The organism is Paenibacillus sp. FSL H3-0333 (assembly GCF_038002805.1).
In the GTDB taxonomy this organism is placed as follows: domain Bacteria; phylum Bacillota; class Bacilli; order Paenibacillales; family Paenibacillaceae; genus Paenibacillus_AQ; species Paenibacillus_AQ silagei.
In genome coordinates this window covers 258,031-282,273 of record NZ_JBBODG010000001.1, presented here as the reverse complement: position 1 = coordinate 282,273, position 24,243 = coordinate 258,031, and the positions used below count along the sequence as shown (strand labels likewise).

At 52.4% G+C, this 24,243-nt stretch carries 19 protein-coding genes; 8 read left to right on the top strand and 11 right to left on the bottom strand.

Annotated elements, in window-relative coordinates; translation table 11 throughout:
* Nucleotides 1-8 precede the first annotated feature (8 nt).
* From MHH78_RS01150 to MHH78_RS01135, 4 genes are all read right to left on the bottom strand, one after another.
* Complete coding sequence (locus MHH78_RS01150) at nt 9-890, bottom strand: carbohydrate ABC transporter permease (protein WP_076077276.1); 882 nt, start codon at nt 888-890, stop codon at nt 9-11.
* Nucleotides 891-1,114: 224 nt separating this feature from the next.
* Nucleotides 1,115-1,906 carry a response regulator gene (locus MHH78_RS01145; protein ID WP_341166381.1) on the bottom strand — a complete coding sequence of 264 codons (792 nt, stop codon included), beginning with the start codon at nt 1,904-1,906 and terminating at the stop codon, nt 1,115-1,117.
* Nucleotides 1,907-1,933: 27 nt separating this feature from the next.
* A complete protein-coding gene (locus tag MHH78_RS01140) occupies nt 1,934-3,706 on the bottom strand; it encodes a sensor histidine kinase (protein ID WP_341166380.1) in 1,773 nt (590 codons plus the stop codon).
* A 642-nt stretch (nt 3,707-4,348) separates the two neighbouring features.
* On the bottom strand, nt 4,349-5,668 hold the full coding sequence (locus tag MHH78_RS01135; protein ID WP_341166379.1) for an ABC transporter substrate-binding protein: 1,320 nt from the start codon (nt 5,666-5,668) through the stop codon (nt 4,349-4,351).
* A gap of 314 nt (nt 5,669-5,982) precedes the next feature.
* Here MHH78_RS01135 and ald point away from each other — a divergent pair, with 314 nt between their 5' ends.
* Nucleotides 5,983-7,116 carry an alanine dehydrogenase gene (gene ald / locus MHH78_RS01130; protein WP_341166378.1) on the top strand — a complete coding sequence of 378 codons (1,134 nt, stop codon included), beginning with the start codon at nt 5,983-5,985 and terminating at the stop codon, nt 7,114-7,116.
* Nucleotides 7,117-7,769: 653 nt separating this feature from the next.
* Nucleotides 7,770-9,041, top strand: a complete 1,272-nt coding sequence (locus tag MHH78_RS01125; protein ID WP_341166377.1) for a PucR family transcriptional regulator — start codon at nt 7,770-7,772, stop codon at nt 9,039-9,041.
* On the opposite strand, the gene MHH78_RS01120 is transcribed toward MHH78_RS01125, so the two are convergent.
* Nucleotides 9,042-9,440: a GNAT family N-acetyltransferase gene (locus MHH78_RS01120; protein ID WP_341166376.1), complete on the bottom strand. Its 399-nt coding sequence runs from the start codon at nt 9,438-9,440 to the stop codon at nt 9,042-9,044.
* 494 nt (nt 9,441-9,934) lie between these two features.
* Here MHH78_RS01120 and MHH78_RS01115 point away from each other — a divergent pair, with 494 nt between their 5' ends.
* Nucleotides 9,935-10,534, top strand: a complete 600-nt coding sequence (locus MHH78_RS01115; protein ID WP_340757955.1) for a hypothetical protein — start codon at nt 9,935-9,937, stop codon at nt 10,532-10,534.
* Between the two features lie 82 nt (nt 10,535-10,616).
* Here MHH78_RS01115 and MHH78_RS01110 read toward each other — a convergent pair whose 3' ends face one another.
* The 4 genes from MHH78_RS01110 to MHH78_RS01095 form a co-directional block, all read right to left on the bottom strand.
* Nucleotides 10,617-11,213, bottom strand: a complete 597-nt coding sequence (locus MHH78_RS01110; RefSeq protein WP_340757954.1) for a lysozyme — start codon at nt 11,211-11,213, stop codon at nt 10,617-10,619.
* A 149-nt stretch (nt 11,214-11,362) separates the two neighbouring features.
* Nucleotides 11,363-11,560, bottom strand: a complete 198-nt coding sequence (locus MHH78_RS01105; RefSeq protein ID WP_341166375.1) for a helix-turn-helix domain-containing protein — start codon at nt 11,558-11,560, stop codon at nt 11,363-11,365.
* 4 nt (nt 11,561-11,564) lie between these two features.
* On the bottom strand, nt 11,565-11,720 hold the full coding sequence (locus tag MHH78_RS01100) for a YvrJ family protein (protein ID WP_076155695.1): 156 nt from the start codon (nt 11,718-11,720) through the stop codon (nt 11,565-11,567).
* A 5-nt stretch (nt 11,721-11,725) separates the two neighbouring features.
* On the bottom strand, nt 11,726-12,118 hold the full coding sequence (locus MHH78_RS01095; RefSeq protein WP_341166374.1) for a sigma-70 family RNA polymerase sigma factor: 393 nt from the start codon (nt 12,116-12,118) through the stop codon (nt 11,726-11,728).
* Between the two features lie 264 nt (nt 12,119-12,382).
* On the opposite strand from MHH78_RS01095, the gene MHH78_RS01090 reads away from it, so the two are divergent.
* Both MHH78_RS01090 and MHH78_RS01085 read left to right on the top strand, forming a co-directional pair.
* Nucleotides 12,383-14,083, top strand: coding sequence for a DUF4127 family protein (locus MHH78_RS01090; protein ID WP_341166373.1), 1,701 nt, complete (start codon nt 12,383-12,385; stop codon nt 14,081-14,083).
* Nucleotides 14,084-14,206: 123 nt separating this feature from the next.
* Nucleotides 14,207-14,935: a protein-glutamine gamma-glutamyltransferase gene (locus MHH78_RS01085; protein ID WP_341166372.1), complete on the top strand. Its 729-nt coding sequence runs from the start codon at nt 14,207-14,209 to the stop codon at nt 14,933-14,935.
* A 12-nt stretch (nt 14,936-14,947) separates the two neighbouring features.
* Here the strand turns inward: MHH78_RS01085 and MHH78_RS01080 are convergent, their stop codons facing one another.
* Together MHH78_RS01080 and MHH78_RS01075 are read right to left on the bottom strand one after the other, a co-directional pair.
* The gene (locus MHH78_RS01080; protein ID WP_341166371.1) at nt 14,948-16,564 is read right to left on the bottom strand and encodes a response regulator; all 1,617 of its coding nucleotides are present in this window, start codon (nt 16,562-16,564) and stop codon (nt 14,948-14,950) included.
* Complete coding sequence (locus tag MHH78_RS01075) at nt 16,539-18,431, bottom strand: cache domain-containing sensor histidine kinase (protein ID WP_341166370.1); 1,893 nt, start codon at nt 18,429-18,431, stop codon at nt 16,539-16,541. The genes MHH78_RS01080 and MHH78_RS01075 overlap by 26 nt, the downstream gene beginning before the upstream one ends.
* A gap of 81 nt (nt 18,432-18,512) precedes the next feature.
* On the opposite strand from MHH78_RS01075, the gene MHH78_RS01070 reads away from it, so the two are divergent.
* From MHH78_RS01070 to MHH78_RS01060, 3 genes are all read left to right on the top strand, one after another.
* Nucleotides 18,513-19,988 carry an ABC transporter substrate-binding protein gene (locus MHH78_RS01070; RefSeq protein ID WP_341166369.1) on the top strand — a complete coding sequence of 492 codons (1,476 nt, stop codon included), beginning with the start codon at nt 18,513-18,515 and terminating at the stop codon, nt 19,986-19,988.
* Nucleotides 19,989-20,237: 249 nt separating this feature from the next.
* Nucleotides 20,238-22,577, top strand: a complete 2,340-nt coding sequence (locus MHH78_RS01065) for a collagen-like protein (protein ID WP_341166368.1) — start codon at nt 20,238-20,240, stop codon at nt 22,575-22,577.
* 381 nt (nt 22,578-22,958) lie between these two features.
* Nucleotides 22,959-24,152, top strand: coding sequence for an IS256 family transposase (locus MHH78_RS01060; RefSeq protein WP_341166367.1), 1,194 nt, complete (start codon nt 22,959-22,961; stop codon nt 24,150-24,152).
* Nucleotides 24,153-24,243 lie beyond the last annotated feature (91 nt).

The following is a 24,243-nucleotide window of genomic DNA, read 5'->3' as shown; positions in this document are numbered from 1 at the left end:
TCAGCTCCTTAGTAGTGAACCCAGCGTTTCTGGCCCAGCCATTGAACCACGGTGAAGATCAGAATGATCAGGAACAGGGCCCAGGAGACCGCTGATGCATAGCCCATCTCGTAATAGCGGAAGGCATTCTGATAGATGAACAAGGATAATACGGTGGTGCTGTTCCCGGGGCCGCCCTGTGTGATCGCCTGGATGATGCCGAACTGCTTGATCGACATGATCAGTCCGGTAATCAGCAGCAGAAAAGTAGTGGGACTCACCAGCGGCCACAGAATGCTGCGGACCGTCTGCCACGTGCGGGCACCGTCGATAGTGGCTGCCTCCAGCAGCTCGCCGGACACCTCCTGCAAAGCGGCGAGGTAGATAATCATGTTATAGCCGAGCATGAACCAGATCCAGATGATATCAATCGCATACATGGACGTATCCATCGTGGACAGCCAGCCGGGAGGATTCTCGATGCCCAGGGAGCGGAGAATGCCATTGATCGGTCCGTTATTCGGGTGGAATAGCAGCATCCAGACGAAGGCTACGGCTACGCCGCTGGTAATGTAGGGCATGAAGTACAAGGCGCGCAGCAGCTTTTTGAGATACACGGAACGGTTCAGGATGACAGCCACCAGGAACGCCAGCCCAATGGATACAGGAACAGAGAGCAGGAACAGCAGCGTGTTCTTAATGGCAATATAGAAGACCTCATCCCCCAGCATCCGCCGGATATTGGCTAGCCCGATGAACTTGGTATGGGGACTCATAAACTTGTAGTCTGTAAACATGAGATAGAACGAATACATAGCCGGTATGATAAAAAATAGTATCACGCCAATCATATTGGGCCCGATAAACAGATAGCCCAGCAGCTGCTGGCGTCTCATCCAGGTTGCCTTCACAATAGCCCCACTCCTTTAGGTCTTAATAAGTACATTACAAGCATAGCAAGCGTTCCCGTGAGGGTTAAGGAACAAAACCACCCACTTCATGGCACAGAAATATACAATTACGCAGGCGCTCCGGTCTTAGATATGTTCTATCCATGTTCCGGCCAGCAAGAATAGCGGCATTCCCGGAAGGAATGCCGCTGGAGCAATACTATGATCGTTATCTGAAAAGCAGGCTATAAGCTCAAGCGATCCGGCTTCTCCCGCTGCTGATGCCGGTATTGGCTGGGCGTCTGCGCGGTCAGGCGCTTGAAGATCTTGATGAAGTAGTTGTCGCTCACGAAGCCGACCCGGTTACCGATCTCATAGACCGGCAAGTCGGAATCGGTCAGTAGCCGGATCGCCTGGTCTACCCGTACACGGTGCAGATAGTGGATCAGGGTATGGCCCGTTTTCTTTTTGAACAGGGTGCTGACATAATTCTCGGCCATCATGACATACTGGGACATCGACTTCACCGTAATATCCTCATCGTAGTGTTCGTGCAGATAGTGCAGGATCTTCTGAATCTCCGGGTGGCTCGTAATCTCCTCATGGGCCGGCGGGGGCGGGGGAGACTCCTTAGGCATATCCGGCTCTGCCTTGCGGTTCTTCTCCAGCTCGCCGCTGATCTTGCGCAGTGTGTCCCGGAGTGAATTCACGCTCATCGACAGCTTCAGAATATAATTGGATGCCCCATATTCCATGGCCAGCCGCACATTCTCGAAATCATTCATGCAGGTCAGCATGACGAAGCGGGAATCAAATCCTTCCTCACGGGTTCTGCGCAGCAGCTCGACGCCATCCATCTCCGGCATGACGATATCCGAAATCACCAGATCGGGCTTATTCTCCCGGATCATCTCCAGCGCTTCTGCCCCGTTGCCCGCTTCTCCGCTGACCGTGAAGCCAAGCTCCTCCCAGGCGATAATCTCGCGCACACTTTCTCGTACGAACACCTCGTCCTCCACCAGCAGTACCTTCCACATGTGTAATCCCTCCCGTAGTTATGTGCCTTAAGCCGGATGTTCGTTGCCGTAAGGCGTGGACATTAGCAGCGGCAGCGTCAAGCGCACCGTAACGCCTTCACTGGTTGAGAGAACCTCAAGCTGACCCTCTTCCCGGAACAACAGCCGCAGCCGCTCCTGGATATTACTCAGTCCGATGCCCGGACGCTTGCGCGGAGCCTTGGGGCCGCTGCCCTGCTCCATGCCTACGCCGTTGTCCCGGATCTCGACAATCAGCCTGTGCTCTTCGCGGAGGACGTTCAGCTCAATCAGGCCGTGGCCGGGCAGTCTGCTGATTCCGTGAATGATGGCGTTCTCCACCAGCGGCTGAAGGCTGAGCTTCGGCACCAGAGCATACAGAATGTCCTCGTCATACGTGAACGTACAGTCGAATTTGTGCGCGTACCGGACCTGCTGAATATGGACATAGGCCTCAACCAGCTCGATTTCATCTTTTAGATGGATCAGATCCTTATCGGTGTTCAGACTGGCCTCCAGCAGCTTGCCGAGCGACAGAGTCATGTTCGTAATATCCTCGTTATGCTCACGGATGGCGATCCATTTGATCGTATTCAGCGTGTTCAGCAGGAAGTGGGGATTCGTCTGGGCCAGCAGCATCTGAAAATGCACCGCCTTCTTCTGGCGCTCCTCCGCCTTCAGCTTCTGGATCAGCAGGTGGGTGTCGTCAAGCATTGTATTGAAGGTCCGGGTCAGCTCAAGGATCTCGCCGCTGAATTTGTGCTCCGGCAGGCGGATCTTCAGGCTTTTCTGCACCGCCGCCTTCATCTTGTTCTGCAGATGGGACAAGGGCCGCGTAATGGTCGTAGCAATCACGAAGGTCATCATCAGGAAGATGCTCGTCAGCACCAGGAACGTAAGGAAGTACTGCTGCTTCAGCCCCTCGATCTCCACGAACAGCACAGACAGCGGAATCCGGTTGACGATATACCAGTCCAGCGACTCCACATAGATATAATTAATCAGGGCGTTCGAGTCCTTGTCGATAAAATACTGCTGTCCCGGCTGCCCGGCGAAGCCCGCCTTCACCTTCTCAGATAGCTGGCTGCCCGGAACCGATTGGGAGATATCCTCGCCCGAGCGGGTGATCAGGAAATACTGCTGCTCCAGATCGGACTGCTTGTGGATGGAGCGCAGCCAGTACGTATAATCAATGCTGATCCGGGCCATGCCATACGGCTGGTTCCGGGCATCCTCCAGATACGCGTATAAGGATAGAAGATAGGCGCTGGTAGAGACATCACGCAGCACGTAGTTAGTATCATTAGGCACCCAGTGATAAGAGCTGTTGTTCATCTGCCCCCGGTCGAACCCGGGATTTGCCCGCAGATCCGAATAGACCAGAGAATCCTTGGGTGGATAAGAGGTGTATGCGCTTTCAGATAAGTCCAGAATCATGAAGTAGACCGAAGGATTGTACAGGAAGAAGCTATTGTTCAGGTTCTTGAAAATATTCTCCATCAGCCGCTTATTTTCCAGCTCATTACGCTGTCCGGGATGGAGCAGCACGGACTTCACGGTATCATCCTGCTTCAGGAACAGCAGCGTCTTGAAGGCAATGCTGATCTGGTCTTCCAGCGTGCGGTACATCTGCTCCAGCTGATAGTGGCTCTGCTGGCTGATTTTCTTCTGGACCAGCGTCTCAATGCGCTGATAGTTATAGATATTCAGCGCGCCGAACGGCAGCAGAATCAGACAGACAAAGGCGGTGAACAGGCGGTATTTCAACTTCTGGGGAACCAGCATACGCAGCAGCTGTGACACAGGGAAGCACCTCCAAGCCTGACTGAACCTGCCCGTTCCGGGTCGGTTGATATGCTAGATTATAGCATACTCCCTCCGCCGGATTGGCGATATTTCAAATTGCATGGATTTGTTCCAGCGGACAGGGGAGGATGGCGGAAATGCATAGTTTTGTTCTATCCGGGCTGCTTGACAGCGGGACAAGAAAGACGGAGCGGATGGTTATCCGCCCCGCCTTGTCAAGGGAGCTTTTGGAGTATGGAGGGGTATTTCCTGGCCCCAATCATTGTGCCCGCCGCTACTATTCCTCCTACTGTGGACCGACGGACTCAGATGCTCCTATTTGGCGAAAAAGTCAACTTTATGCTTGCAGGTGGACTCAGAAGCCTTTATATCACTTCAGGTAGCCGGAAATGAAGAGGGAAATTGTAATTAAGCGCATCTGAGTCCGTGTAGCCTCCAGAATAGCCGAATTTGCCCTAATAAGTGCATTCCAGTCCGCAAGAACACGGCTGGAGCTTGCGCGTTCATTCAAGGCTTAGCCTGTTCCTGATAGGGCAAGACAAAAGAAAGAGAGGCGCCATGATTCCCATGGCAAGCCTCCTGTATGATGCACGATACTTCTCTATTTCTTCGCTATCTCCGCTGTCTCCACCCAAGCCGCTACTTCTTCTGCTTCAAATACTCATTATGCCGGGCTGCCATGGCCTGCACGGTCTGGTCAAGCGACTGTGAGCCGAGGAAATACTTCTCGTACTCCTGTGAACGCAGGTCCATTACCTCTTGCGGCAGGCTGCGGACATAGGTTGGCGTCTTATTGTCGAACATGACGTACATCAGGGAGTCCAGATCGTAGGAGTCACTTTTGTCGCCGATGAGGCTCTTGAGCGCATCCTCCTGCTTGGCATCCTTGGAGGCCGGGAGTCTTCCACCCGTTGCCATGGGGGACATGCCGCCATCGGAATACCACTTCAGGAACTCCCAGGCCGCTTCCTGCTTCTTGGACTTGGCGTTAATGGAGATGTAATCGCCGAGGCCCCCGCGGGTCACGTAATCACTGGCGGATTCAGCAAGTCGGGGTACCGGAGCGAAAGCGATTTTGAAATCACGCGGGAAGTCGGTGAAGTTATTCGAGCTGCGCAGCAGCCACGCCCCGATATTGAGCATCGGCACCTCTCCGCTGAGGAACACCTGCTCCACCGGCATCTTGGAAGTCAACTGCTCGCCAAGCGGCGGTGTGGTCTTATCGTCCTGCATCATCCCGTTCAGCGTCTCCAGCCATTGTCTGACCAGCGGATGATCGAGATTGGAGGTGCCGTCCGGCTTAGTGTAGCCCTCCTGGGACAGCACGGAGTCGATGGGGTCCACGAAGGGCTCCATATTTTGAATAAAACCGTACGAATTGCCGCTCTTCAGCTTCTTCGCATACTCGCGCAGCTCATTCCAGGTCCATTCCTTCGGAACCGGCAGGCCTGCCTTATCGAGGGCGTCTTTGTTCAGGGCGATGAAGAACGGGCTCTTGGTTGTCGGAACGCCGTAGAACTTGCCGTCAATCTTCCAGCTCGCAGTGTCCGCGCCCATCTTCTCTTCAATGTTGTAATCGGTGAAGCCGCTGAGGTCCAGGGCCAGTCCCGATTCCACCCGCTTGGCGGCATGGGAGATTGTATAGTTCACGAACAAATCCACATCCTGGCCGGTAATCATCGCCGTATCCAGCTTCAGATTGCCGTCGTCGTCATTGACATAGCGTACATACTCCACCTGAATATCGGGGTGCTCCTTGTTCCAGTTGTCCACCACCTGCTGCGGACCGGATTCCGGGGGGACACCGCCCCACATTTTGAGCGTTACCGGTGTATTCTTACCTGTGGCAGAGCTTCCATTGTCCGCTGAAGATGAATTGCTGCTGTTCCCGCAGCCTGCGGCCAGGCCCATGATCAGAACGAGCGAAGTGATTCCGGCGATAACACGGCTCTTGTTCAAAAGCGACAACCTCCCTGTGTGTGTACTGTATAAGCTTGCAATTCAAGAATAGCAGATGGCCGGAAGCGTCAGAAGGAACAAAAAACAGGAGAATATGGAACATAACTTTATAATATCTCCCCGGATTAGGGCTAGGGCGGCAATAGTGCAGGGAAACGTTCTATTCCGGGAGCAGCTGGTGCGGCGTTTCAAGTCCATTGTGTAAAAACACAATCATGTCAGATCATGTTTTTCTTTTTACCCAAAATGCAGCTCCGGCCTGTATGTTATGATTCTTCACATAAGAGAACCCTAACTGACAGGAGCGATGAAAGATGATTATTGGCGTACCGAAAGAAATCAAAAACAATGAAAACCGCGTAGCGATTACCCCTGCGGGTGTGGTAAGTCTAAGCGCAGAAGGCCATAAGGTGCTTGTTGAAGCCGGAGCGGGTGCGGGCAGCGGATTCCTGGACGAAGAGTACGCCGCAGCGGGTGCAGAATTGGTTGCAGAAGCTGCCGCAGTGTGGGCTGCCGCTGAAATGGTAATGAAGGTAAAAGAACCGCTGGCCAGCGAATACGGCTACTTCCGTCCAGGGCTTATCCTCTTCACTTATCTGCATCTGGCTCCAGAGCCAGCTCTGGCTGCCGCCCTTAAGGACAAAGGCGTATTCGCCATCGGCTACGAGACGGTAGTGGATGGACGTACGTTGCCGCTGCTCACACCCATGAGCGAAGTAGCCGGGCGCATGGCTGTACAGCTCGGTGCACAGTTCCTGCAAAAGAACTACGGCGGACAGGGTATCCTGCTCTCCGGGGTTCCAGGCGTAAGCCGCGGTAAGGTCAGCATTATCGGCGGCGGTGTGGTCGGCACCAACGCAGCTAAGATGGCCATCGGCCTTGGCGCTGAGGTAACTATTATTGACCTGAGCGCAGACCGGCTCCGCCAGCTTGACGATATTTTCGGCGCACAGATCAGCACCCTGATCTCCAATCCGTACAACATCGCCAAGGCTGTTGCCGAAGCAGACCTGTTGGTAGGGGCAGTGCTTATTCCGGGAGCGAAGGCGCCTAAACTGGTAACGGAAGCAATGGTGCAGACGATGAAGCCAGGTTCCGTCATTGTCGATGTGGCGATTGACCAGGGCGGGATTGTGGAGACGATTGACCGGGTGACCACGCACGATAACCCTGTCTTTGAGAAGCATGGGGTTCTGCACTATTCCGTAGCCAATATGCCGGGCGCAGTCGCCAAAACCTCGACCATCGCTCTAACCAACGTCACCGTTCCATACGCCCTGCAAATTGCCAACAAAGGCGTATTCCAGGCCATTGAAGATAATGCAGGTCTGAAGAGCGGCGTCAACGTAGCCAACGGCAAAATCACCTGCCAGGCCGTAGCCGAGGCGCTTGGAGAAGAGTACTTCACGGTTGAAGCTGCTGTAGAGCAGGAGTTCACGCTGATCTAATCTATACAGAGAGAAGTCGGCTAGAGGGGGATCGCAATAGAAAAAAACAGGGGATAGAAAAGTACGCAGGAAAGAGTACGTCTACGCCTATTACAGTCCGGTGAGAGATCGCCGGGCTTTTTTGTGGTGAGCGGGCCGGATGTAATCGAAAAACCGATCACAATGGGCACGTCGAGGGTGAGTGGGCCGGATGTAATCGAAAAACCGATCACAATGGGCACGTCGAGGGTGAGCGGGCCGGATGTAATCGAAAAACCGATTACAATTGGTCAGCAGGAGGCGTGTGGGCTGGATGTAATCGAAAAACCGATTACAACGGGCACGTCGAGGGTGAGCGGGCCGGATGTATGCGAAAAACCGAATACAATTGGTCTGCGGGAGGCATGCGGGCCGAATGTATGCGAAAAACCGGATACAATCGGTCAGCGGAAGGCATGCGGGCTAGATGGACGCGAAATGCTGGCGCGAATGCAGGTATGCCGGATACTTCATTCATGTGAGGTTTTGCACCGCACCAGTTTGCTTTTGACGCAAATTCTTCATGATATGTCAGGTTTTCTACTGAAATCTGTTTTATTCCTATAGGCAACCGCCAGGCAGCGTACTATAATGTAATCACTTATTCTGCTATTCTTCAGGTTGAGGTGGGAACATTGGCACAATCAGAGCCATCATTTGACCGTTTTTTTGACAGTATGGAATCCCTGGCGGATACGCTCAGCGAATCGCTCCAGTCCCAGGTTACGATTGAGGACAGCAATCATCATGTGATCGGGTACAGCTCCCATCAGACGGAGAGTGATCCGGCGCGGATCTCGACCATCATTGGCAAAAAGGTGCCCAGCACGGTCATTATCGGCCTGCGCAAAAAGGGAGTTATGCATGAGCTGGAGAGCAGCACTCATCCGATCCGCATCCCTGCGGTAATGGAGGTCGGGCTTGGCCCGCGGCTGGCCATGTGCATCAAGCACCAGCAGGAGATTCTGGGCTATATCTGGGTGGTAGACCGGGGGAATCTCACCGCAGGGCAGGCGGAGGAACTTGTGGAGAAGGCTGCCGGGATTGCCGGGCGGTATCTGCTGAAGCAGCGCGGATGGAAGACAAAGCAGGAGAAGGCCTTGGAGGATTTCTTCTGGAAGCTGCTGACCTCGCATTATGACAGCGAAGCGCATATCCGCCAGGAGGCGGAGGCCGGATCGGTGCTGCTGCCGGAGAACTATTACATCGGGGTGCTGGAGATCAGCAGGCCGGTGGATGAGCATTTTTTGCAGAAATTCCGCAGGGTGATGGATACCTATGCCGGGCAGCGGCTGCTTTTTCAGACCGCCGAGCAGAACCGGCTAATTATTCTTTTCTCCTTTATGTTTCCGGTAGTGGAAGGGACGGGGCGGCTGTCTTCGTTCCTGCACAAGCTGCTCGGGGAGCTGGGTCAGAGTGAAGGCGGCAAGCTTACGGCAGGCTGCAGTCCTGAATACCGCGAATATACCTCGGCCGCCGAAGCGTACCGCGAAGCGCTCCAGATTCTGGAGATGAAGAAGCTGCTGCCTTATCATACGCGTGAACTGCTGCTCTATGAAGAGATCGGGTTCTGGGCATACCTTCCGGCTATTCTGGAACAGAAACGGAGCCGCCCCCGCCGGAGCCCGCTGCTCTATCCTTTGAAGGAGCATGACCGTGAGCATAAGAGCGATTTGCTGAGAACCCTCGCTGTATACCTGTCGCTGGACGGCAATCTGAAGGCAGCGGCCGCTTTTCTGCATATTCATACCAATACCTTAATGTACCGTCTGAACCGGATCGCCGAGATTACAGGCCGGAGCCTCAAGGAGACCGATTACCGCACCTCCATCTACCTGGATCTTCTGACCGAGGAGACCGCGCAGGTAAATCTATGGTTCCAGGAGGCTGCCGGGTCCAAAGAGTAGCTAATGTTTTCGGGCGATCCGAAACGCATTATTAGCCTGTTCAAAGCCGATCTGAGGATAGAACGATAGAGCTTCCTCGGAAGACAGCAGCACGATGGACACCTGATCTCCTAATGTCTCCTGAAGCAGCTGCACCAGGTCTTTGCCTATATTCTGCTTCTGATACTCCTTAATGACGGCCAGATCCGACAGATAACAGCAGTAACAATAGTCGGTGATGGCCCGTGCTAAGCCTACTACACGCTCACCGTCCCAGCAGCTAATGATGATATCGGCCTGATCAATCATTTTCTCCATACGGTCTAAATCGTTATGAGGCCGCATAAGCCCCGATAATCTAAACACCTCGGCCATTTGTTCAGGCAGCAGCTGTTCATTGACCTTGAATTCTAATGCCATAATGACTCTCCTTTTAGATTCATTTTTATTATTCTAAGCTATAAATGAGCACAATTGGATAAAGAATATTCTTGCATCGTCTATAACAAATAGTTCATTTGATGGGGTTGTGAACGGAAGTTAAGTGGTATTAACTTTTCTGAATAATACTGAATGAATATAGAGAGTCTGCCTTTAAACTGGGTAGGCTTTTATGTTGAGAAGACTTACGGGTATATCCAACACTGTATCCGGGTAGATGGTACCAAAAAGAAAGAAAGTATTGACATGAATTTAACTTAAATCGTAAATAATGTTAATATTATGTCATTCATGATTTCATTTGCTCTGATATAATTTCTGCTAAGGCAGACGAAAGGAGATTTGTTATACAACAGTGAAGGTACATGGTGAACAAAAAAAGATCGAACAGATTTTAATCCATACGCGGATTAATTCAATTAGTATAGCGAGTAAATATGCGGAAACATTAATTTATAGTAGGAGTGTGAGATATGAAAAAAACAATATTGGCTTGTATGATGATTATGTTGATGTTAGCATCGGCTTGTGGAAATGTTGAAAAGGCATCAAATCCCAATACTTCTAGTGAGCCTAAACCTGAAACTCAGGAGGCTATTATTCCTGAAAACAAATCCGATTGTTTTAATGCAGAAAATATAAACTTGGATAGTGAAACAGAACAATATTTCTATGGAACCTGGAGAGTTGAGAAGCTTTTAGGATTTGCAAATTCATATAATGATGCTTCTGAATATCCAACAGGGCAAAAATTTATTGGAGATGAAATTATCATCAATAAAGACTTTTTTTCATCCAAAGGACTTAAAAACTACAGTGATTATCAATATGAGCTAAAAAATCCATTATATCAGATTACAGCGACATGCAATAACTCTGACGCTTTTTATAGATTATATAAAATAGACATCCCGGACTTAAAGATAAATGATGTATTAAAAGTAATGGATATAAGTGACCCTTCTACAAAACTTAGAATACCTGTAAGTGTAACTTTTTTTGTTATTAATAACGATAGGCTTATCTTGTTATCTGAGGCAACTATTTTTGAGCTTAAAAAAATTACTGATTAAATGAATTAAGGTTATGTAATAAGCCAAGAAAGGTCAGCCTCTTTAGGCTGACCTTTCTTGTTTATGCCGTAAAACGATTAAACTATAGTGTGTATACTGGATATTTGTGAGTATACTGTCTGCCTTTACAGAATAAAGTTGCTTCTTCATTTCTTCGTCTTTGTAAACTTCTATCATATGAAAATGCTTTGCTGACCAATTTCGAACAATTATTAAGCTCATTTGTTGAAATTGGGCCATAAAAAGATGGATATATTTGCTCATATTTAAGCATAGCTTGTACATCAGCGGTTGCTAGCACCCCAGAACCTCCATTAAAAGTGAGCGAAACAAGGGCATCAAACTGATTTTGCGAAAGTGTATGGCCATTAGGAAGTGACAATTTATTTACTGCTGCTACAGCCTTAGCAGTATCCTCAGTGAAAAAAGTATTTGCCTTAGACTGAGAAATTGGTGAAGTATAACCTAGATTCAAAGAGCTTGATAGAGCATCAGCTTGTGCTTGGGTTAGAAGAGAATCCTTTGGATTACCTGTTGTATTTTTAGTATATGTTTTATTCCTTGTTATCAGATGTCCCCAACCAACTGTTGGATACCCAACAGGATCTCCATAAAATTTCAAGGAAAATCCCTCATGCGATTTGATAAGGTCTGCTCCGCCAGTGCCTAGATTTGCCATAATAATCACTCCTGAAATTATTTTTAGTAGAAGAACAATAGGGAGGAATCAAAGCCAGAGCACCATTCCCAAGTTTTCTGCAATGCCGTATTGCCTTCACATTATATAAAGAGAAATGAGTCTCTTTATTTACAACCACTCTCCTAATTCTATTTCAATTCACTAATATCAAAAGTTTGTATAACCTCAATCATTTTGACATAGAGTTCCTGTTTTAAATCATCCTGATAATCGGCGGGTACTTGCCGTAAGGAGGCTTTGATTTTTGGTGTAAAAGACTCCAGGATGTGCAATGTCGCCTCCGAATCCTTGTCTCGTTGTGCTTGTACTAATAATTGAGCAAACATGCAATCACTTCTTTACATTTTTTTGTATTTCATTTTTCAGACTATTAATAGCTTCACTTAAATCAGATATTTTCTTTTCGAAACGGATTAGCAAATACAGGGTTATTCCAATAGGGAAGCCTAAATTAGCAACTAGTGTGGCGATATCAATCTCGGGCATCCTTATCATCCCTCCGTTAGTAACCGGCGCAATTTTTCTAAGGCTTTTAATCGGTGTTTGGAGATGTTTTGTTGGGTGTAACCCAATTTTCGGGCTATCTCCTCGTCCTTAAGGTTGTAGACATAGGCTAGTGATAGAATCTCTTGTTGTTGGGATGAAAGGGTCTCATAAGCTTGAAATAGTGCATAGTCAGTGATGTGATCTCTGAGATTTGCATGTATAACTTCTGGATCATAGATAGTTAATAGGACAGATTCCATATTGTCATCGTTGTCTAGTGTTAGGGGAAACCGAGTGTCCTTCATTCTTCTTTTTTTGTCATAATTGATAGAGTTGTAATAGATGAGATTGGCCATGTACGAAATAAAACGGCGATTTAAACTATCATCCGGTTTCATTGTCTACCCCCCTTCCTCTTGAAGAGTTCATTCCTACACAATAAAGAGAGATTAGATTACTTTTTTACAACCATTTTCCAAATAATAAGAACAAATGTTCCTATATTTTAACACTGTAAATACTAGAGTCAATGTAAATTCCCCTTTATAGACGCGTGGCAAAAAAAATTAATGTTCTGGTTGTAATCCATCTGTGTAAATTACCTTATATAGTGAGGGCATCTGTTCTGAGCCTATCTGCTAACTAGAGGGAGCGTGACATCAATGAAGAAAGTGCTATATGTACCATTGGATGATCGGCCTGTTAATTTGGATGATGTGATTGTGCAGGGGAGATCGGCGGGCATTGATGTGATCACACCGGATGTAACGGATCTTAAGAATCGCCTGGATTCGCAAAAGACAGCATCAGGCACAACCCTGCTGACCACCTCCTCACCGGCCTACGGAGATACCGCCAAGATCCGGCAATGGATTCTGGATCATGCGGCGTCCGTGGACGGTTTTATTCTCTCGGCGGACATGCTTGCCTACGGGGGGCTGATTGGCAGCCGTCGCCTGCGTACGGATGCAGGAGGTGCTTATCCGGCTTACGATGCTGCAATTACAGACTTGCTGGATGTCATCCGTGAAGTGAAGCAAGCTTACCCGGACAAGCCGGTGTATGTAATGGATACGATTATGAGGCTGGCCACCACCTCTTTTGCGGAAGGGCTGGACCTCGCGGCCTATACGGAGTCCCGCAACTTCATGCTTCAGCCGCGCAGGAGCTTGACGCAGTTCGAAGATATTCTCAGTGGATATAACCTGTCACCGACTGGCGACTATGGCAGTACGGCTACTTTTGATAAAGAGCAGTATTACAATACCAGAGCGCATAAGTTCAAGACGAACCGCTATATTCTGGAGGTGCTGGCGCAGGAAGGCTCTATTGATTTCCTTGCAGTCGGTGTGGATGATGCCAATACCCAGGGCGTGCAGATTAACGAGATTCACTATATGGAAGCAGGTATTAATGAATGGCTGGGCGGGACTCAGGGTCAAAATCCGGACCGGGCCGTCATTCTCCCGGATGCAGACGGACTGGGACAGTCCTTACTGGCGCGGATGGCGAATCAGCTCTACCGGAACGGGGCTACCACCAGGTATACCGTTGAATATTTCGGACCGCATGGCTCTACCCTTACGAGTCCGTATGAATATATGGATGTGCATCAGAACATCCTGCGCCATCTGGATATTGTAGGGGGTGAGGCGGTAGGCGATGCCCGTGAGGTGGAGATTATCGCGATTACTGCTGCGGATCAGGTGCTGGCTGCGGTTAACCGTATCGAAGATAACGATTCCCGCCTCGTCCCTTCGGTAGTGATTGACTGTGTCGGCGCAGGTGCAGCAGATGCAAGTATAACTGAGGCTCTACTGGGCAGCAGGCATACTGGCGCGCTATTAGGATATAGCGGCTGGAATACGCCGGGGAACAAAATCGGCCTCGCACTGGGCATGGCCCAGGCCCGGTATGCTTATATCGTTACAGAGACCGATGCGGCGGCGCTGGACCTTGCGGTTAACGCTCACGGCTCGCTGCTGTTCAAGCGCTTCCTGAAGGATTACTTCTACAAAAGGCTGGCGATTGGCGAAATCCGGACGTACTCCAGAGCCCATTCGCTCTATGAGAATGTTGCAACGTTTACAGATCAGAACATGTTGTTGTTCAATAGCCCGGAGGATTACGCTCATCTCGAGGCCCTGCTGAGAGAGCGGATGCAGACACACACGGCCACGCTTGCCGGGACGGGCGCCTTCCTGACCGGCAGTGCTGAACCGGCGTGCAGTATCCGGCAGATTAACGGGGGCAGTTGGGTCTTCTCCGAATACGCCAGTGCAGTCCTTCCATATGATGATCCCGATTATATTTGGGGCCGTGCCTTTGAGATTACTTTGAATCCTCATGTCACGTTAGAATAATAGGTGTTTCTGACCGGCAGCTCTCCGTGGATAGATTACGGGGGGCTGTTTACGCACCAATAGGAGGCCCGACACGTACAATAACCTATATTTCATGGCAAGAAGACGAAAGGGGGAAGCAGAATGGGGTATGGATACGCGGCTCCGGCAGATCCGGCATTTGAGAGCAGAATGCGGGGGGAGATTATTGCGGCAGCCCGGGCAATGAATGTAGGGGGGACAGATTTCTCGACCTTCGAGAATTCCCGCTGCAATCCGAGGTACTGGACCCGTACAGGAGGCGGTGGATTTGAGCTGAATTCAAATGTCACTCCTTCGGCGGCGATTAATGATATTTTTGTGAATGGACAGCTGTATGCCTTTGAATGTGCTATGGCGATGGTGATGATTCTCTATAGAGCGACCATCAACATGATCGGAGAGGCGGCCTTCAACCGTAATTTCACCGGCCTGTACCTGTGGGACTGGAACTATGACAGCAATCTGAAGCTGATTACCACGTTCAACAGGAATGAGCTGCAGCCGGGCGATGTGGTCTATTTCAAGAATCCCGACCATGATCCGGCTAAGCCGGAATGGCAGGGGGAGAACGCAATTATGTTGTCCAGGGACAGTTACTACGGACACGGGCTCGGGATTAAGAATGCCACTCAGATGATAACCTCGCTCAACAGGGAGCGGGTGCCGGGCAGCCGGACCTCTGCCTATCTGGCGGATGAGGGGCTTCACCCGGATTTTGCCTATATTGCTTCTCTTGGTAACGCACGACTGAGCCCGCCGGTCTCCGCCAAAGTGAATGTAAGAACGGCCATCTTCTCCAGAATAGGTACGAAATCCTATATTGTCCGCTAGAGCGGCAGCGGTCTAATCCTTGGCCGAACGGAACTTGAGCGGGTGCAGGCCGGTGGTTTTTTTGAAAACAGTACTGAAATAATGGGGATTCTCATAGCCGACCCGTTCTGAGATCTCCATGACCTTCAGGTCCGTGGTCAGCAGCAGCTCCTTCGCCTTGCCTATGCGGATCTGAGTGATATAGTCGGTAATGGTTCTTCCAGTCTCCTTCTTGAACAGCAGGCTGATGTAGTTAGGTGTCAGAAACACCTCCTCGGCAATCCTGGACACGGACAGCTCCGAGGTGTATCCCTCCTGAACGATGGTGCGGATGCTGCTGACGATCCGGCTGTTCCTGGAGGTGTTCTTGCCTGCTACATAAGCGCTTAAGTCATGCAGGAGCGACAGCATATACGCCTTAAGGCCGGTGATCGTGGTCTGCTGGTACAGCTTATCCATAATGCTAATCCGATCGCTTAGCACCTGCCCGATATCCTCATCTATCTCATACAGGGCTCTGGCGGAGGTGAAAATCATCTCTGCGCAGATACTCTGCACGTATTCAATTCTATGCTTGGGCCCGGCCAGTCCATTGAACAGCTGCTCCAGCAGCCGGGTGACGGTGTCTGTATGTCCTGCCTTCAATTCATTCATCAGCCGGGCCTGGAGTTTATAGATAAAGGTGCTCTGCAGCTTCTCCGTGTCGGGCTGGATATCGTTAATGTAGAGGACGGAGGCAGGCCCGGTATAGAATTTGTACACCAGCGCGGCCAGCGCATCCTTATAGGAATCCTCAAGCTGGCCCGCCAGCGGACAGGCCCGCCCGATGCCGACGGAGGCATCCAGCCGCAGATACTTCTGAATATTAGCGATGATGTGTTCGCAGGTCCCGGAGATGGAGTGGGACGGAGGTGTCTGCGGGGTGCAGATCACCATAATGAATTCGTTCTCGCTGGCTACGAAGCTGATGGCGCAGGGGTGGCTGTCCAGGCTCTCCTGAATGATATTTTGGATAGAAAAATAAAGCAGCTGCTTGTGCTCCTCCGAGTATTTATCCACCGCGCTCCGGTATTCATCCAGTTGGAGTACACAGACGCTGAGAAGCGTCCCCTGCTGGAAGGGCAGGTCGAAATACTGTATCTTCTGCCAGATCTCCTCCTCCCTGCGGTAGAGGCCGGTGATCAGATTCTGGAGGAATTTCTCCCGCAGCAGCGGCATACTGTCTTGAAGCTGCTGCTTAAGCTGCTCCAGATCCAGCTGCTGCTCGCGTTCCTCTGTCAGCTTGGCCACCGCCTGGCGGAAGACACTGCGGATCTCGGGCAGCTTGACAGGCTTCAGAATATATCCCTCGGCGTTCACCTTCAGCGCCTCCCGGGCGTAGGAGAAGTCCTGGGCGCCGCTGATAATAATAATCCGGGCCCTGCAGCCTGCCTCCCGCAGCTTCTCTGCTAACTCAAGCCCCCCCATTAGCGGCATCATAATGTCGGTGAACAGGATGTCCGGCTGGAGCTTCAGGCATAATTCGTAGGCCTCCAGCCCGTCCGAGGCTTCCCCGATAATCTCAATCCCGAACTCTTCCTGCCAATCGAACACACGGATTAGACTGCTGCGGATAAACGGTTCGTCATCCGCTATGATCATCGTTAACATCTTCATTCACCTCATTCCAAGTAGTGACCACCGGGAACCGGATGACAGCCAGCAGACCGCAGCCGTCTTCGGTATTGTCGTAATAACGGATGCCGTAGGACTCTCCAAAAAACTGCCGGATTCGCATATGCACATTGCGGATGCCGTAAGACTGGCTGCCCGGCTGCGGGTCTGTCAGCAGCTGGTTCAGCCGTGCGGGATCGGCGCCTATTCCATCGTCGAATACGGAGATGCTAAGCAGCTCCTGCGTCTGCTCTACCCGGATACGGATCGTGCCGGTGCCCCGCCGCTGCTGAATCCCGTGAATCAGGGCATTCTCCACCAGAGGCTGGAGACTGAGCTTCACCACCAGACATTCCTCTGCCAGCGCCCGGTCCGTCTCCTCCAGTTCATAGTGAAGCCGGTCCTGGAAGCGGAACTGCTGAATCTGCAGATAGCTCTCGACCTGCCGCAGCTCATCGCGGAGCGGGATGATATTGCGGCCCTTGCTCAGGCTGTACCGGAAGAAATCCGAGAGTGAGGTGACCATGCTGCTGATCTCAGGAATATCGTGGTTAATGGCAATCCAGTTAATGGAGTCCAGGGTATTGTAGAGAAAATGCGGATTGATCTGGGCCTGGAGCATTTGCAGCTCGGCTTCCTTTTTGCGCAGCTCGGTGACGTAGAGCTTGTCGATCAGCGCCTTAATCTGCTGGAGCAGCTTGTTGTAGCGGTTAAATAAATAGGAGAATTCGTCCTTGCGCCGGTAACGGATGGGGATATTGAAGTTCCCGCTCTCGGCATGCGACATTGACTGGATGAACTTGCGGATCGGAGCGGAGATATTCTCGGAGAGCAGCAGGGCCATCAGAAAGGAGATGAGCATGCAGATGACAATTACGACATACATCACCCGGCGGAAGGAGACCAGCTCCCCATTCAGCTCACGGACAGGCGAGAAGGACAGGATGGTCCAGCCGGTATTCTCCAGCGTCTTGTACGAGACGAGCATCTCCTCGCTGCCGATAGAGTGGCGGAAGGAATGCAGAGCGGATGAGTGGTCTGAAGAGAGAGGGTTGCTGGTACTGTCAGCAGGGCCTATAGTCAAGCTAAGCTTGCTGTAATAATCCTGAGCGGCGATATTCTGGCCGATGAGTGACGGCTCGGGGCTGATGGCGATCGTTCCGGCCCTGTCTGCGATATAGACCTTGCTGCCGGGGGTAGGCTTATAATGCTCCAGCAGCGTGCCGAATTCGGCTACCGGGATATCAAGGGTGAGAAGTCCGACATAGGGCAGCTGTGCATGCCGGATACCGAACAGGCGCTTCGCGAATTTGAGGGTGAATCTGGAATCCAGTGAGCTAAGGCCCACCACGGCAAAATCGGCTTTGGCCGGAATGCTTAAATACCAGGGCTTCAAGGTAATAAGATCGATATTGAATACACGCCGTGAGAAATTATATTGGGTATATTCCGGCCGGTTCAGCATATAGAGCATAGGGACGAAGCTGTTGCCGGAGGTCCCGTTCGCGGGGAAATCCTCAAGGATTTTGCTAAGGGCGGCCAGCTCATTAATGATTCCGGTGCTGTCTGCGGGCCGGTTGGAGGAGATGAGGTCCGCGAATTCAGAATTCAGGTACAACGCGGTCATGGATTGATTGGCGGCTTCGAACCGCCGGGCCAGATTATCCTGAACCAGATTGAAGTTATTCTCAATCGATGTATTCATATTCCGGGTAATGATCCCGGCGGATTTGTTATAGATGGTGACCGAGATGATCGTGGTCGGGAGAAGAACGAGGAAGAGAAAGTAGAGGATCAGACGGCTGCGGATGCTGAAGTTATACAGGAAGAGAGCCTTCGACAACGAATCGTAATATTTCTTCATCGGAGTCCTCCTTCAGTAAGTCAATAACTGGTATACATTGTAAAACGCGTGAAGTCAGGATGTCAACGCAGGAGGTGCGGTGTGAAAAGGTTACTGTTCTATCTTATCGCCATCTTAGGGTGCGGGCTGGCTATCTACACTTTTGTCTATGACCGCCCGCTGCTGCCGGACCTCACTCCAGGCGAGAAGGCCCTACCGGCGGCGCAGACCACCCGGGTGAGGGTCGCCCTGTCTGACTGGACGGAGAACCTGGAAGTGAAGAATGCCATCAGCCATTATAATAAAACGAATCCCGATCAGATTGAGATCGTAGTGATGAACCTTGCTACAGACGCCTACGACGATACCTTAAATATGCTGATGACCTCCGGGCAGGGGCCGGATGTGTTCAGTGTCGATAACGCCTGGCTGGCCACTTACGTCAACAAGGGGTATCTTGCTAATCTGTCTGCTGATCTGGATGCCGGATGGCTGTTGCGTTTTCCGGTATGGGCCAGGAAGTACGCGTTCGGCCCGTTGTTCAAGGGCGGAATCTACTTCATGCCCTCCAGTATTGATACCGTGCGTCTGATCTATAATAAGCAATTGTTCCGGACCGCCGGACTTGACCCGGAGCAGCCTCCGCTTACCTTTGCCGCACTGGAGCAGGCGGCCCTGCAGATCAGCCAGGCCGGAGCGCCGGTGAACAAATACGGCTTCGCGTTACCCGCCGGGGATAGCCGGGCCAGTCTCCAGGCCGGACTGGAGCTATCGAATACCTACAGCGGTTATTATCTCTATGATTACCGGTCGGGCCGTTATGACCTGAGTGTGTATGCCCCCTGGCTGCGAATGGTGCGGGAGATGAAGCAGCAGGGCAGTCTCTACCCGGGGGAGACTCTGCTGAAGCTGAGCAGCGCGCTCCGGCAGTTCGCGGACGGCAATATCGGTATGATGTATGTTACCAGCAAAGATTATGTCAAGCTGCAGGAGTATATGCCTAAGGATGACTGGGGAGTGGCGCTCCCTCCGGCGGCGGACCTGTCACGGCGCGGGGCCGGGGCCTTGATGATGGTCCCCCACGCTCCGCTGGTGGTGAACAGTGCGGCGCAGAGCCGGGAGGCTGCGGTGAAGGTCTGGACTTTTCTTCAATCGAAGGAGTTCCTGGGCATGCTGTATCAGCAGGCGCTCGCCCTCCCGGTGACAGACGGGATTATGGATAAGCCGGGCGCTTCACGCGGGCTGCGCCACTTCAGGGAATTCTATCCCACCGCAGCAGAATCGATCTATCCGCTCTCCCCGCAGATCATGGACCAGTATGATCCGAATACGGTATCCATGGAGCCGCGTTATTCAGGCGACCGTCCAAGAATGCAGCTGTATCTGCGGATCATCGCGGGGGACATTCCGCTGGACCAGGGACTGGGCAGCGAGAGTGAGCGGCTGAATCAGATGCTGGACATTGCAGCTACCGGGTATTCTTTTCGGCGTGAGGAATATATCTATCCGCAGTTCGATCCCCGCGCCCCGTTATTGGGGGAGAGCCTGCAAAACCGTTCAAGCAGCGGACGGGAATAGAATAGGCTTATATTCAGGGACCTTTCCCGGCCATTGCGGCTGAGTAAGGTTCTCTTTGTGTTGTCTCCTATTTATATGGGATGCCTGCCGGAATCTAGCTCTACTGCACACACCGTGCCGGAATCGCAGAATATTACTATATTGATCCATCTTTCTGCTGCTAGCTTCTATGTAGTCAAAAGATAGATTAAGCGAGGAAAGGAGAATCTATCAGGACAATACAAATCTGTCGTTAAAGGAGACTGGGTAATGACTCTACTATCCACAGGACCACTGGAAAATAATGCAGTAGGAGGGGTAAGACCCACCACACAGGTTACGGTCAGAATTGATAACCGCAGCAGCATTTCAGCTTATACAGTATTGATACAAGGCTATTACATGCAGGGGGGCGTTAGAAATCTGTATGTCAGCCAAACGCTGGATGTGGCTGCCAACGAAGCGATAACAAACACTTATTATGCGGATCTGGACGCTTTTGAATTTCTGTTTGTCACTTCGGCTACTGTGGATGACCCGGTTCAGATCTCCGTATGGGGCAAGAGCAGCACCGGCCAGCTCGTCACCGCCCACCGGGTGGTCTCGGCTGAACTGCTGGGCGATACTGGTGTAACGGGGGCCACTGGGGCGACTGGAGCGACCGGTGTGACGGGCCCGACTGGCGCAACTGGCGCAGGAGTGACGGGGGCGACTGGAGCAGGGGTGACCGGTGCGACCGGCGTGATGGGCCCGACAGGTGTAACTGGCGCAGGAGTGACGGGGGCGACTGGAGCGACCGGGGCAGGAGTGACCGGAGCGACCGGCGTGACGGGCCCGACAGGCGCAACGGTAGTAGGAGTGACCGGAGCGACCGGGGCAACGGGAGTAGGAGTGACCGGTGCAACGGGGGCGACTGGAGCGACCGGGGCAGGAGTGACCGGAGCGACCGGCGTGACGGGCCCGACAGGCGCAACGGGCGCGGGAGTGACTGGAGCGACCGGGGCAGGAGTGACCGGTGCGACCGGTGCGACCGGCGTGACGGGCCCGACAGGTGCAACTGGCGCAGGAGTGACGGGGGTGACCGGGGCAACGGGCGCAGGAGTGACCGGAGCGACCGGGGCAACGGGAGTAGGTGTGACCGGAGCGACCGGGGCAACGGGAGTAGGAGTGACCGGAGCGACCGGAGCAACGGGCGTAGGAGTGACTGGAGCGACCGGGGCGACTGGAGCAGGAGTGACCGGAGCGACCGGCGTGACGGGCCCGACAGGCGCAACTGGCACAGGAGTGACGGGGGCGACTGGAGCAGGGGTGACCGGAGCGACCGGAGCAACGGGCGTAGGAGTAACGGGGGCGACCGGGGCGACAGGTACAACGGGCGTAGGAGTAACGGGGGCGACCGGGGCAACGGGCGTAGGAGTGACCGGAGCGACCGGAGCAACAGGCGTAGGAGTGACCGGAGCGACCGGAGCAACGGGCGTAGGAGTGACCGGAGCGACTGGAGCAACAGGAGTGGGAGTGACTGGGGCGACCGGAGCAACGGGCGTAGGAGTGACTGGCGCGACAGGAGCAACGGGCGCGGGAGTAACGGGAGTGACCGGAGCGACCGGAGCAACAGGAGTGGGAGTGACCGGAGCGACCGGAGCAACAGGAGTGGGAGTGACCGGGGCGACCGGAGCAACGGGCGTAGGAGTGACCGGAGCGACCGGAGCAACGGGCGTAGGAGTGACCGGAGCGACTGGAGCAACAGGAGTGGGAGTGACCGGAGCGACTGGAGCAACAGGAGTGGGAGTGACCGGGGCGACCGGAGCAACGGGCGTAGGCGTGACTGGCGCGACAGGAGCAACGGGCGCGGGAGTAACGGGAGTGACCGGAGCGACCGGAGCAACAGGCGTGGGAGTGACCGGGGCGACCGGGGCAACGGGAGTAGGAGTGACCGGAGCGACCGGAGCAACGGGAGTAGGTGTGACCGGGGCGACCGGGGCAACGGGCGTAGGAGTGACCGGAGCGACCGGAGCAACGGGCGTAGGAGTGACCGGAGCGACTGGAGCAACAGGAGTGGGAGTGACCGGGGCGACTGGAGCAACGGGCGTGGGAGTGACGGGTGCGACCGGGGCAACCGGCCCGAATTTGGCAACGGAAGGGTTCTCCGCATTCCTGCCGACGTTCTCGGTCTCGACCAGTACTCAGCTTACCGGCTGGACTGTGACTTCGCCTTACTATGACAGTGCGACATTTAATGAGACCACGGGCAACTATACTATACCGGTATCCGGCAGATATTCGTTTGAGGCGACCATTAACTACAGCACTACGGCTGCAATCACGGTTGCGTTGGGAGCAGGGATAGATCCGGCTTTTGTAGTGCAAAGAACATCCCCGACAGTGACAAATCTGGTAACCGGATTGTTCCCGCTGCTGAATGTTAACGTTGCGCTTGTGTTGTCCCTCCGCACGATTTTGGGCAACGGAACGGTAACCTTGACGGGTGAATTTGAATTAACGGCAGGCGATGTGATCGGACTGTTCTATGTAGCAGACGGATTAACTATTCCGCTTGATCTTGGCGGCTCCTCGTCAGGCACTGTATGGTCTGTCCACAGACTGACTTAACCCCGGCAGGCAGACCAGTCCTGTAAGCTCAGCCAAAAGAGCGTTCCACAGCGGTCATCGTGGAGCGCTTTTTTGCATTTTGTCCCTTCGGCTTCACTGCCTTCCGGCAAATGGGTTCTGGTACGGAAAGCAGTTGGATTTTCACCACTTACTCATGGACAGAAGCCTTCTTGTAGGGAAACAGTTGGAGAAACAGCACTTAAAATTCAGCAAATATAGCAGAGTAGGGGAAATACGCAAAATTAAATGACGTTTATCCAACTAAAACCTGAAAATAAGATGGCGTAAAGTAAGTTGTGTACCAAGATTTGGAGCCTAGTCAGGCACCAAAAAAGTAGGGTATCCTCGGGATTGCGAAACCACCAAGGAGGAACCCTACCAATGAATATTTTACCCGAAAGTTCTCTGAATAATCTATTTGAAAAACTTGTTAAAGATTTTGTGAAAGACAACATGGAACGCCTGTTGCGCGCCGAAATCCAGGGGTTTATGGAGAGTGAAGAAGCCGGCGCCAGCAATAGTCGCAATGGCTACTATACGCGAGACTTACACACGAAATATGGCCATATCGAGGATCTTCAGGTGCCCCGGGACCGCCAAAGCCTTTTCCAGACGCAGATGTTTGAGCCGTACCAGCGGCGGGACGGATGGTTAGAAGAGGCCGTCATCCAAATGTATAAATCGGGCATGGGTACGCGGGATGTGGCCCGGTTCATTGAAAGTATGTTTGGCAGCCACTACTCCCCCACCACGGTCAGCAATATTACGGCTACAGTGCTGGACGATATCCACCAGTGGCAAAAGCGGCCACTGAGCAAACGGTACTCTGTGATCTATTTAGATGGGCTGTACGTGAAGCTGAAACGGGGCACGGTTCGTGGTGAAGTGGTCTACTTTGCGATGGGAATTGACGAGGAGGGACAGCGTCAAATTCTCGGGTTCTACGTGGGTGGCCAAGAGAGTTCGAATGGCTGGCGGGAGGTACTCAAAGACCTGTACGACCGCGGAGCGCAGGAAGTCCTGCTGGGTGTGTTTGACGGACTGCCGGGGCTGGATGCGGCGTTTAAAGAGACCTATCCTCAGGCGGATGTACAGCATTGCGTAGTGCACAAAGTGCGGGCCACGTTCCATAAAATCCGGTTGGAGCACAAAACCGATGTCATGGAGGCGTTGAAAACCATATATACGGCACCGGATGAAGTGGTAGCCCGGGCTAACTTTGATACGGTCAAAGCGAAGTGGAACAAGCTGTATCCGAAGGAAATGAGGTCCTGGGAGGAACAGTTATCCACACTCCTGACGTTCTACAACTATCCGCTGTCGATCCGTAAAGCGATCTACACGTCGAACCCCATCGAGCGGATGAACAAGGAAATCCGCAAGCGTCTGAAACCGATGAACAGTCTGACAAACATGGATGCCGCAGAGAAAATCGTGTACCTGGAGATGCTGGAATACAATGAACGTCATGCAGGGCGGGTCGCCCAAGGCTTTGGAGTGGATGCCGTTAAAAAGAAGCTAAAAGTGCTATTCGAAACACGCTACCCCTCTTTGCCCACACCGGAAGAGGCGTAACAGAGAAATCCAGTTTCTGGGGGTCGGGGTTCCCCCTTCCCCCAGAAACACTACATCCCAACCCGTAACCCGGGGGAGGCACTTCTACTCT

Coding starts and splice junctions, on each gene's coding strand:
- ald (WP_341166378.1), top strand. CDS start 5,983: ATGATTATTGGCGTACCGAAAGAAATCAAAAACAATGAAAACCGCGTA.
- MHH78_RS01085 (WP_341166372.1), top strand. CDS start 14,207: ATGGGGTATGGATACGCGGCTCCGGCAGATCCGGCATTTGAGAGCAGA.
- MHH78_RS01100 (WP_076155695.1), bottom strand. CDS start 11,720: ATGCCCGAGATTGATATCGCCACACTAGTTGCTAATTTAGGCTTCCCT.
- MHH78_RS01095 (WP_341166374.1), bottom strand. CDS start 12,118: ATGAAACCGGATGATAGTTTAAATCGCCGTTTTATTTCGTACATGGCC.
- MHH78_RS01065 (WP_341166368.1), top strand. CDS start 20,238: ATGACTCTACTATCCACAGGACCACTGGAAAATAATGCAGTAGGAGGG.
- MHH78_RS01145 (WP_341166381.1), bottom strand. CDS start 1,906: ATGTGGAAGGTACTGCTGGTGGAGGACGAGGTGTTCGTACGAGAAAGT.
- MHH78_RS01110 (WP_340757954.1), bottom strand. CDS start 11,213: ATGGCAAATCTAGGCACTGGCGGAGCAGACCTTATCAAATCGCATGAG.
- MHH78_RS01060 (WP_341166367.1), top strand. CDS start 22,959: ATGAATATTTTACCCGAAAGTTCTCTGAATAATCTATTTGAAAAACTT.
- MHH78_RS01115 (WP_340757955.1), top strand. CDS start 9,935: ATGAAAAAAACAATATTGGCTTGTATGATGATTATGTTGATGTTAGCA.
- MHH78_RS01080 (WP_341166371.1), bottom strand. CDS start 16,564: ATGTTAACGATGATCATAGCGGATGACGAACCGTTTATCCGCAGCAGT.
- MHH78_RS01075 (WP_341166370.1), bottom strand. CDS start 18,431: ATGAAGAAATATTACGATTCGTTGTCGAAGGCTCTCTTCCTGTATAAC.
- MHH78_RS01120 (WP_341166376.1), bottom strand. CDS start 9,440: ATGGCATTAGAATTCAAGGTCAATGAACAGCTGCTGCCTGAACAAATG.
- MHH78_RS01090 (WP_341166373.1), top strand. CDS start 12,383: ATGAAGAAAGTGCTATATGTACCATTGGATGATCGGCCTGTTAATTTG.
- MHH78_RS01105 (WP_341166375.1), bottom strand. CDS start 11,560: ATGTTTGCTCAATTATTAGTACAAGCACAACGAGACAAGGATTCGGAG.